Raw genomic sequence first — 9,643 nt, forward strand, 5'->3', positions numbered from 1 at the left:
ACCCTGGCTCATCGCTAGGCGCTCGCCGCCCGGGACGCAAGCCGCTCAACAGGCGACTTGCCGCGATCGCTCGCGCGCGGCACACATCGGAGCCAAATGCGGGGCGAACATGAGCACGATCACCACCAAGGAAGAGCAACACCTCCATCGTCTGATCCTGTTCTCGGACGCGGTGTTCGCCATCGCCATCACCCTTCTGGCCATCGAGATTCACCCGCCCGAGCACTGGACGGGCGTCGCCGACCTGTTCGCCCAGATGCAGACCAAGCTGATGGCCTACGCCGTCAGTTTCGGGGTGATCGGCATCTACTGGATCAGCCACCGCCGCACCTTCTCGCGCCTGCGCAAGGCCGACGGGACCCTCGACATCCTGAACCTGCTGATGCTTGGCCTCCTGGCGCTGCTGCCCCTGACCACCGAACTGCTGTGGGAGGCCGGCGCGGCCTCGGCGGTGGTGGTCTATGTCGGGCTGGTCGCCTCGATTGGCGTGGCGCACGCCGTCGCCTGGGCCTACGCGGCCTTCCCCGGCCAGCTGACCGAGCCCATGGGGGCGGCGGAGAAGATCTACGTCCTGCTGCGCGTGGCGCTGTTGCCCGGACTGATGTGCGGCCTGACCTTCCTCAGCATCATGACCCGCACGCCCTGGGGCTGGCTGGGGATCGCCGTCATCGTCGCCGGCCTGACCACCGTCAACCGGCTGATGAGCCGGGGCGCCAGCCCCCTGATTCCCCAGACGGCCGAGGACTAGACAGCGTGCGCATCGTTTCCGGCCAGTATCGCGGCAAGGCCATCGCCACCCCGCCCGGCGACACCACCCGTCCGACCTCCGACCGCGCCCGCCAGGCGGTGTTCAACATCCTGGAGCACGCCGCCTGGGCGCCGCCGCTGCACGGCGCGCGGGTGATCGACCTGTTCGCCGGCTCCGGGGCCCTGGGCCTGGAGGCGCTCTCGCGCGGCGCGGCCTTCTGCCTGTTCGTCGAGACCGACGACGCGGCGCGCGGCGCGATCCGCGAGAACGTCGACGCCTTCAGCCTGTTCGGCCAGACCCGCGTGCACCGCCGCGACGCCACCGACCTGGGCCTTCCCCCGGCCAGCGCCGGCGGGCCGTTCAACCTCGCCTTCCTCGACCCGCCCTACGCCAGGGGCCTGGGCGAGAAGGCCCTGGCCCAGCTGATCGCCGGCGGCTGGCTGGCTCCCGGCGCGATCGTGATGTTCGAACGCGGCCGCGACGAACCCGACCCGGCCCCCGCGGGCTTCGAACGGCTCGACGCCCGCGACTACGGCGCGGCGCGGGTGTTCTTCTTCCGGCTGGGGTAGGGGCGCGAACGATCGCCGGGGCCCGCGCCGCGGTTCCGGCGGGCCGCCTAAAGTCTGGATTTTCCTGGGGCAATCCAATCCGCTGAGGGATTGGTGGAGCCGAGGGGAATCGAACCCCTGACCTCCTCATTGCGAACGAGGCGCTCTACCATCTGAGCTACGGCCCCAAGGAAGCGCGGAGATACGGCGGGGCGGCGGACGCGTCAAGCGCGGTGTTGCGGTCCTTGGCGCGATGGGGGCGAAGCGCTACATGCGTGTCTGGATCGTCACGTAGGGAACACCCATGGGCTCGGCTATCGTCTGGTTGGTCAACACCGTCATCGGCCTGGCCATCTTCTTCATCTTTGCCCGGGCGATCGTCGGCTGGCTGGTGCAGTTCGATATCATCAACACCCGCAATCACTTCGTCTATCAGGTCCTGACCATGCTGGAGCGTGTCACCGATCCGGTGCTGCGCCCGATCCAGCGCGTGGTGCCGCCGCTGGGCGGGATCGATTTCAGCCCGGTTGTCGCCTGGCTGGCGCTGACCGTGATCCGCATCCTGTTCAACGTCTACCTGGCCCCGCCGCTCTACGTGCTGGGCTGAGGCCCGTGCGCCTGGCGGTCCGCCTCACCCCGCGCGGCGGGCGCGAGGCGATCGACGGCTGGGCGGTCGACGGCGAGGGCCGTCCCTATCTGAAGGTGCGGGTGGCCGCCCCGCCGGTCGAGGGCGCGGCCAACGCCGCCCTGCTGGCCTTCCTGGCCAAGGCCCTGGGCCTGCCGAAATCGGCCCTGACCCTGGCGTCCGGGGCCGGGGCCCGGCTCAAGCTGATCGACATCACCGGTTGCGACCCGTCGTCGCTGGACAAGGTCCTGGGCCCGCCGCCCGCGGCCGGCCGCTGACCCGGCGGAGCAAGGCGCTCGCGAGTCTCACCCCGACCGCGAGCGCGACCTGAATCTCCCACCCTTGGCGCCGATCAAGGGCATGTCCTGTCTGGCGGACGCCGATGGACGGTGAAAGAATCACGTTCTTTCATCACCTCTTAGCCTAGGCGTTTCATGCTATGGGCTATTTCTGGCGCGGCGGGGGCCGCGCGGTCACCCCGGGGGCGGCGTGGGCAGCACGGAAAATCGATCGGGGGAGATGAGGGTCGCGATCGCGCGTCGGGGCAATACCTTCCTGCGCGTCCTGGCCACGCTGATCATCGCCCTGATCCTGCACGTCTTCGTCGGCATGGCCTGGATCTGGACCTGGGCCGGCGTCTACGCGGCGGCTCAGCTGCTGGAGCTGTGGCTGAGCCGGGGGCTGGAAACCGGGGTCCGCGACTGGCGGCGGGCCGCGATGGCGGTGATGCCGGCCGTGACCTCGACGATCTTCGGCTTCGTGTCGCTGCCGCTGTTCGCCTCGCAGGAGCGCTTCGCCCCGACCCTGGGCGGCCTGTTGCTGGCCGGGGCGCTGCTCAACGTCGTCGTCGTCAACGGCAGCCTGCGGTCGGCGACGATCTCGGCCGCCGCGCCGCACGTGGCCTATCTGCTGATCGTGCCGCTGGTGGCCCGGGTGGCCAATCCCGACGCCCCCCTGGCCAACGCCCTGTGGTTCGGCGTCGTCCTGCTGATCGTCTCGGTGGCGGTGGCCAGCCGCACCCTGGAAAAGGCGCTGACGGCCGAGGCCGCCGCCAAGGACGAGGCCGAGCGCCGGCGTCATGAGGCCGAGGAGGCGGTGGCGGCCAAGTCGGCCTTCGTGGCGATGATCAGCCACGAGCTGCGCACCCCGATCAGCGCCATCCTGGCCGGCGCCGCCCGCCTGCACGGCGACGCGTCCGACGCCGCCTCCAAGCTCCACGCCCAGCTGATCGGCGACGCCGGAGGCATGATGCGCACCCTGCTCAACGACCTGCTGGACCTGTCGCGGCTCGACGCCGGGCGGATGGCGGTCGAGAAGGCTCCGTTCGACCTGCGCCAGGCGATGGCCGACACCCTGCGCCTGTGGCGTCCCGACGCCCAGAAGAAGGGCCTGCGCCTGCGGGTCGAGGGCGCGGCGCACCTGCCGCGGTGGGTCGCGGGCGATTCCATGCGCCTGCGCCAGGTGCTCAACAACCTGCTGTCCAACGCCATCAAGTTCACCGCGTCGGGCGCGGTCACCGTGCGCCTGGCGGTGCGCGAGGACGGCGGGCGGATGCTGTTCGAGGCCGTCGTGGCCGACACCGGGCCGGGCCTGTCGGACCAGCAGCTGGGCCGGCTGTTCACGCCGTTCGACCAGCTGACCTCGGCCGTGGTGCGCGAGCACGGCGGTTCGGGCCTGGGCCTGGTGATCAGCCGCGAACTGGCCCGGCTGATGGGCGGCGACCTGACGGTGACCAGCAAGCCCGGCAAGGGCTCGCGCTTCCGCCTGGAGATTCTGGTCGAGCCGTCCGAGGCCGAAGGCGACCGGGCCGGCGGCGCGGCGATCGACGGGGCGCGGGTGCTGGTGGTCGACGACCACGTGGTCAACCGCCGGGCCCTCGAGCTGGTCCTGCAGTCGTTCGGCATCCAGCCCACCCTGGCCGAGTCCGGCGAGCGGGCGTTGGAGCTGCTGGGCTCGGAGGTGTTCGACGTGCTGCTGATGGACGTCTACATGCCCGGCATGGACGGCCGCGAGGCGACGCGGCAGCTGCGGGCGAGCGAGGGTCCCAACCGCGACATCCCGGTGATCGCCGTCACCGCCTCGGCCACGCCCAAGGACTGGGAGGCCTGCCGCGCGGCCGGCATGAACGCCCACGTGGCCAAGCCGATCGACCCCAGCCGGCTGCACGCGGCGCTGAGCGAGGTGCTGCCGGCGGGCGCGGCGCGGGCGGCGGCTTAGGTTACCCGCGCACTTGCCCCCTACGGGCCTTCGGCCGTCTTCCCCCAAAGGGGGAAGAGCCCTGCCGCCAGCGCCGTGCGGCTCCGCCCCCTATGGGGGCGGACAGACCGCGGAGCGGTCAGGTGGGGGCAAGGGCGCCGTCTCCGCGAGTAGCACCGCCAGCCGCGCCCGCAACGCCTCCCGGTCCTTCATCTGGCACTCCCACACCGTCTCGACCCGCCACCCCATCGCGCCGAGGTCGCCGACATTGCGCCCGTCCCGCGCCGTGTTCCGCGCCACCTTCGCCAGCCAGTATTCGCGGTTGGCCTTGGGGACCCGCGCCCCGCGCGCGCAGTCGTGGCCGTGCCAGAAGCAGCCGTGGACGAAGATCGCCAGCTTGCGCCCCGGCATGACCACGTCCGGCGAGCCGGGCAGGTCCTTGCGGTGCAGGCGGTAGCGCGCGCCCAGGTCGGTGAGGACCCGGCGGATCAGCTGCTCCGGCTTGGTGCCCTGGCTCTTGACCCGGGCCATCACCGCCGAGCGCTTGGCGGGGTCGTAGACGTCTGTCATGGCCTCGTAACGCGCGGGAAGCGGCCCAGGCGCAGGGTCCCGGTCAGCAGCCACGCCGCCACCTGCCGCGCGCCGGGCAGGCCCGACAGCGGGGTGAACAGCCAGTCGCGCACCGTCGGCCAGAAGCCGCCGTGCGACTGGAACAGCGGCGTCAGGGCCTTGGAGGCCACCTGGTAGAGGGCGGTGTGGCGCCGGCGGTCGGCCTGCCAGGCGCCGAGGCTGACGGCGACGGGCCGGTTGTCGCGGCCCAGCCGCTCGACCAGCTCGACGGCGTCTACCAGGGCCAGGTTGGCGCCCTGGCCCAGCTGCGGGCTGGTGCCGTGGGCGGCGTCGCCCAGCAGGGTGCAGGCGCCGTGGTTCCAGCGGCCGACCGAGACGTCGCGATAGAGGGCCTTGGAGAAGCCGCTCCAGTCGTCGCGTTCGGCGAGCAGGGCGGCGAGGTCGGGCCACAGCGGCGTGAGGCGCTGGTCCCGCCAGGCGGCGAAGTCTCCCGCCAGGAACCCGTCCAGCCCGGCCACCGGCACGGACCAGAACAGCGCCAGGCCGCGCGGCGTGGTCCCGTCCGGATCGCGGCCGACCGGCAGGGCCCCGACCATCACCTCGGCGCGGTGGTAGACCTGCCGCAGGGCGCCGCCGAACCGGTCGCCCGGATCGGCCACGTGGGTCCAGACCGCGCCCCAGGGATAGACCGGCGCGCGGGCCTTGGGGCGCAGGGCGGCGCGCAGCGGCGAGGCCGAGCCGTCGGCGACCACCGCCAGGTCGAAGGGGCCGAACGTCCGGCCGGCGGCGTCGTGCAGGATCGGCCGGGCGGGGGTCTCGACCCGGACGACGCGCGCGCCGGTGACCACCTCGACGCCCGCCTCCGGCAGGGCGTCGTGCAGGGTCTGGAACAGCACGCCGCGATGGATGCCGACCCCGTGGGCGCCAGGCTTCCAGTCGTTGTAGTCGAGGTCCATCACCCGTCGGTCGCGGCTGTCCTTGCCCTCCAGCCTGCCGACCACGGCCCCGGCGGCGCGGACCTGCTCGTCGAGCCGCAGCGCCCGGAGGGCGGCCAGGCCGGTGGGCTGAAGCAGCAACCCCGAGCCCAGCGGGCGCGGGGCCTCGAAGGCCTCCAGCAGGGTGACCTGGTGGCCGGCGCGCGCCAGGGCGAGGGCGGCGGCCATGCCGCCGACCCCGCAGCCGACGATGCCGACTTTCACCTGTGCGCCAGGATCAGAGGCCTTCGAACAGCGCCGTCGAGAGGTAGCGCTCGGCGAAGCTGGGGATGATCGCCACGATCAGCTTGCCGGCGTACTCGTCGCGCAGGGCCAGGTCGAAGGCGGCGGTCAGGGCCGCGCCCGAGCTGATGCCGACCGGCAGGCCCTCGATGGCGGCGGCCTTGCGGGCCATGGCGAAGCTATCGTCGTTCGACACCTGGATGATCTCGTCGATCACCCCCCGATCGAGGATGCCCGGCACGAAGCCGGCGCCGATGCCCTGGATCTTGTGCGGGCCGGGCGCGCCGCCCGACAGCACGGCCGAGGCCTCCGGCTCGACGGCCACCATCTTCAGGCCTGGCTTGCGGCCCTTCAGCACCTGGCCGACGCCCGAGATGGTGCCGCCGGTGCCGACGCCCGAGACCACGGCGTCCACCGCCCCGGCGGTGTCGTTCCAGATCTCCTCGGCGGTCGAGACCCGGTGGATCAGCGGGTTGGCGGTATTTTCGAACTGCTGGGGCATCACCGCGCCGGGGGTGGCGTCGATGATCTCCTGGGCGCGGGCCACGGCGCCGCGCATGCCCTTCTCGGCCGGGGTCAGCTCCAGCTTGGCGCCGAGCAGCAACAGCATCTTGCGGCGCTCGATCGACATGCTCTCGGGCATGACCAGGGTCAGCTTGTAGCCCTTGGCGGCGGCAACGAAGGCCAGGGCGATGCCGGTGTTGCCGCTGGTCGGCTCGACGATCGTGCCGCCGGGCTTCAGCAGGCCCTTGGCCTCCAGATATTCCACCATCGCCACGCCGATGCGGTCCTTGACCGAGGCCAGCGGGTTGAAGAACTCCAGCTTGGCCACGACCGTGCCCTTGGGCTTCAGTTCGGCGGTCAGGTTGGGCAGGCGGATCAGCGGCGTGTCGCCGACCGTGTCGAGGATGGAGTCGTAGATCTTGCCGCGCCCGGCGCGCTTGAACCGCGCGGCGTCGTAGATCGAGGAGGCGTCGTCCATGGGAAGTCTCGCTAGCAGGAGGTGGGGCCGGCCCTTGGGGTCTATTTCCACCTTAGGCCGTGGGATTTGACGTGTCAGCGGGTCATTCGGCGGCGATCGCCGCAGTTTTCCTGAGGGTCAGCGGAGACAGCAGCCGCTCGGCCAGCCAGCGCACCACCGGCGCGGCCACGCCGTCGCCGATCACGTGCAGGCCGGCGGTCTGGCTCCTGGGCAGGCGATAGGTGTCCGGCAGGCCCATCAGCCTGGCGCCCTCGCGCGGGGTGATCAGGCGCGAGCGCGCCTGACCGCCGTCGATGACCAGCAGGGTCTGGCGCGAGGAGCCGCCGCGTGGGGTGCGCAGGCAGCCGGCCAGGCCGTCGAACCGCACCTCGGCCCGCTGCTGGCCGCCGCGCATCCGGCGAAACACCGCGCCGACCGCGCGCTGGCCCGACGCCAGGCGGGCCTCGACGGCGGCGCGGTGGGCGGGGGCCATCAGGTCCAGCAGGGTCTGGGTGGCGGCGTCCGTCCGCCAGGCGACCTGGTCGTCGGGTTCGAGCAGGGCGGCCAGGTCGGTGTTGCGGGCCGGCGGGGCGTCGACGCCCCACCAGGTCCACAGGCCTTGCAGGTCGGCGGGCAGGCGGGCGTGGGCCTCGCGGACGGCGCGGGTCTGGAACGGGCTGGGACCGGTCAGGCCATCGACGGGGCGGCGGGTGGCGACCACGAAGACCCGTGGCCGCGACTGCGGGGTGAAGCGCGCGGCGTCGATCTCCAGGGCTCCGAACCGGTAGCCCTGGTCGGCGAGCGCCCGGCACAGGGCGGTGAAGTCGGCGCCGCCGTGCGAGGTCAGCAGGCCGGTCACGTTCTCGACGACCACGGTGTCGGGGCCTCGGCCCTCGGCGCTCAGCGCCTCCATCAGCTTCCAGAAGCCGAAGAAGGCCGAGGAGCGGCCGCCCTGCAGGCCCGCGCGGGCGCCGGCCAGGCTGAAGTCCTGGCAGGGGCTGGAGGCCCAGGCCAGGTCGGCCTGGCCGGGCAGGTCGGCGGGGGCGATCTTCCAGACGTCGCCTTCGTGGAAGTGCCCCTCGCCGTTGGAAGAGCCCGCATCGGCGTGGTTGTCGCGGTAGGTCGCGGCCTTCACGGGGTCGAAGTCGTTGGCGAACGCGCAGGTCCACGCCCCGCCCAGGCCCAGGCGGGCCATGCCGCCGCCGGCGAAGAACTCGTAGAAGACGGGAGAAGCGTTCCGATTCATCGCCGGAGAGTCTAGCGTGAGCCGCCATGCCAGGGATAGCGCCGCCATGCTTCGTTCCGTCGCCTGTTGTCTGACCGCCGCCCTGCTCGCGGCCGGTCTCGCCGCCTGCGGGGAAGCCCCGATGGGCGCGTCCGAGGGGGCGTCGACGGCCCCGGCCGACGCGCCGGCCTCGGCTCCGCCGGGTCCGGACTTCTCCGGCGACTTCAACCTGGTGGGAACCGAGCCGTTCTGGGGCGGCAAGATCCGCGCCGACGGCCTCAGCCTGTCGCGCCCCGACCAGCCGGAGGTCAGCGCGGCCAATACCGGCGTGCATGTCGAGGGCGACGTCGGGGTCTGGGGCTCCGGACACCTGGTGATCAGGCTGACGCCGGAGGCCTGTTCGGACGGCATGTCGGACCGCCAGTACAGCCACCAGGCCGAGGTGACGTTCAACGGCGAGGTGCTGAAGGGCTGCGCGGCGACGCCGGCCGAACTGGCGGCCCAACCGAAGCCGTAGGACGACGGCTAGTTCGCCACGTCCATGATCTCGAACTGGCCTTGAACATTGACGTCGCGGTGCGCGCCGGGGACCGGCAGCAGCAGGCCGATCGAGACGGCGGCGACGGCGACGAGGACGAACAGCGACTTGACGGCGGCCATGGCGGCGGATCCAGCTTTTTCCTGATCGCGCGCTTCCGGCGGACGATCGGCAACAAAGATGGTTGCGGATCGCGGGCGTTCAAGACCCCGTCGTCACGCGGCCAAACGAAAGACGCCGCCGGGCGCGAACCCGGCGGCGTCTGGTAATGTCGAAGGGGACACACACTCGCCTCGAAGCGCTCGAGATCGATCCCGAACGCTAGGGGCGAGTGTGTGTCCCCGTCTGTGTCCGCAGTCCTAGAAGATCTCGAACAGACCCGCCGCGCCCATGCCGCCGCCGATGCACATGGTCACCACGCCCAGCTTGGCGCCGCGGCGCTTGCCTTCCAGCAGCAGGTGGCCGGCGCAGCGGGCGCCGGTCATGCCGAAGGGGTGGCCGATGGCGATCGAGCCGCCGTTGACGTTGTACTTCTCCGGGTCGATGCCCAGGCGGTCGCGGCTGTAGAGGCACTGCGACGCGAAGGCCTCGTTCAGTTCCCACAGGTCGATGTCGTCGACCTTCAGGCCGTGGCGCTCCAGCAGGCGCGGCACGGCGAACACCGGGCCGATGCCCATTTCGTCGGGCTCGCAGCCGGCGACGGCGAAGCCCTTGAACAGGCCCAGGGGCTCGAGGTTGCGGCGGGCGGCTTCCTTGGCGTCCATGATCACCACGGCGGCGGCGCCGTCCGACAGCTGGCTGGCGTTGCCGGCGGTGACGAAGTTGCCCTCGCCCATCACCGGGGCCAGCTTGGCCAGGCCTTCCAGGGTGGTCTCGGGACGGTTGCACTCGTCCTTGGTGACCACGTAGTCGACCAGGCTCTCTTCCTTGGTCTCCTTGTTGACCACCTTCATCTTGGTGGCCATCGGCACGATCTCGTTGTCGAACAGGCCGGCGGCCTGCGCCGCCGCGATCC

At 71.8% G+C, this 9,643-nt stretch carries 12 protein-coding genes and 1 tRNA gene; 6 read left to right on the plus strand and 7 right to left on the minus strand.

Annotation, left to right across the window (positions count from 1 at the left end; translation table 11 throughout):
- Positions 1-109: 109 nt before the first annotated feature.
- Together PMI01_RS08115 and rsmD are read left to right on the plus strand one after the other, a co-directional pair.
- Positions 110-748 (plus strand): TMEM175 family protein, encoded by a 639-nt coding sequence (locus PMI01_RS08115; protein WP_007666609.1) that lies wholly within the window; start codon positions 110-112, stop codon positions 746-748.
- 5 nt (positions 749-753) lie between these two features.
- Positions 754-1,317 carry a 16S rRNA (guanine(966)-N(2))-methyltransferase RsmD gene (rsmD, locus tag PMI01_RS08120; protein ID WP_007666611.1) on the plus strand — a complete coding sequence of 188 codons (564 nt, stop codon included), beginning with the start codon at positions 754-756 and terminating at the stop codon, positions 1,315-1,317.
- 91 nt (positions 1,318-1,408) lie between these two features.
- Here the strand turns inward: rsmD and PMI01_RS08125 are convergent.
- A tRNA-Ala gene (locus PMI01_RS08125) sits at positions 1,409-1,484 on the minus strand.
- 116 nt (positions 1,485-1,600) lie between these two features.
- Here PMI01_RS08125 and PMI01_RS08130 point away from each other — a divergent pair.
- The 3 genes from PMI01_RS08130 (at position 1,601) to PMI01_RS08140 (ending at position 4,138) form a co-directional block, all read left to right on the plus strand.
- The gene (locus PMI01_RS08130) at positions 1,601-1,903 is read left to right on the plus strand and encodes a YggT family protein (RefSeq protein ID WP_007666613.1); all 303 of its coding nucleotides are present in this window, start codon (positions 1,601-1,603) and stop codon (positions 1,901-1,903) included.
- 5 nt (positions 1,904-1,908) lie between these two features.
- Positions 1,909-2,199, plus strand: coding sequence for a DUF167 family protein (locus tag PMI01_RS08135; protein ID WP_007666614.1), 291 nt, complete (start codon positions 1,909-1,911; stop codon positions 2,197-2,199).
- Positions 2,200-2,440: 241 nt separating this feature from the next.
- A complete protein-coding gene (locus PMI01_RS08140) occupies positions 2,441-4,138 on the plus strand; it encodes an ATP-binding protein (protein ID WP_007666616.1) in 1,698 nt (565 codons plus the stop codon).
- A 90-nt stretch (positions 4,139-4,228) separates the two neighbouring features.
- Here PMI01_RS08140 and PMI01_RS08145 read toward each other — a convergent pair whose 3' ends face one another.
- From PMI01_RS08145 to PMI01_RS08160, 4 genes are all read right to left on the minus strand, one after another.
- Entirely contained in the window at positions 4,229-4,687 is a 459-nt protein-coding gene (locus PMI01_RS08145; RefSeq protein WP_007666617.1) for a very short patch repair endonuclease, read from the minus strand.
- The gene (locus tag PMI01_RS08150) at positions 4,684-5,886 is read right to left on the minus strand and encodes an FAD-dependent oxidoreductase (protein ID WP_007666618.1); all 1,203 of its coding nucleotides are present in this window, start codon (positions 5,884-5,886) and stop codon (positions 4,684-4,686) included. Before PMI01_RS08150 ends, PMI01_RS08145 begins: the two co-directional genes overlap by 4 nt.
- 13 nt (positions 5,887-5,899) lie before the next feature.
- A complete protein-coding gene (gene cysK, locus PMI01_RS08155) occupies positions 5,900-6,886 on the minus strand; it encodes a cysteine synthase A (protein WP_007666619.1) in 987 nt (328 codons plus the stop codon).
- 82 nt (positions 6,887-6,968) lie between these two features.
- Positions 6,969-8,111: a DNA cytosine methyltransferase gene (locus PMI01_RS08160; protein ID WP_007666620.1), complete on the minus strand. Its 1,143-nt coding sequence runs from the start codon at positions 8,109-8,111 to the stop codon at positions 6,969-6,971.
- A gap of 46 nt (positions 8,112-8,157) precedes the next feature.
- Here PMI01_RS08160 and PMI01_RS08165 point away from each other — a divergent pair, with 46 nt between their 5' ends.
- On the plus strand, positions 8,158-8,607 hold the full coding sequence (locus PMI01_RS08165) for a COG3650 family protein (RefSeq protein ID WP_007666621.1): 450 nt from the start codon (positions 8,158-8,160) through the stop codon (positions 8,605-8,607).
- Positions 8,608-8,615: 8 nt separating this feature from the next.
- Here PMI01_RS08165 and PMI01_RS28045 read toward each other — a convergent pair whose 3' ends face one another.
- Both PMI01_RS28045 and PMI01_RS08170 read right to left on the minus strand, forming a co-directional pair.
- Positions 8,616-8,750 (minus strand): hypothetical protein, encoded by a 135-nt coding sequence (locus PMI01_RS28045; RefSeq protein WP_007666622.1) that lies wholly within the window; start codon positions 8,748-8,750, stop codon positions 8,616-8,618.
- 237 nt (positions 8,751-8,987) lie between these two features.
- The coding region (locus tag PMI01_RS08170) for an acetyl-CoA C-acyltransferase (protein WP_035035319.1) at positions 8,988-9,643 on the minus strand (656 nt) is incomplete at its 5' end.

The sequence above is a fragment of the Caulobacter sp. AP07 genome (assembly GCF_000281955.1).
Taxonomy (GTDB): domain Bacteria; phylum Pseudomonadota; class Alphaproteobacteria; order Caulobacterales; family Caulobacteraceae; genus Caulobacter.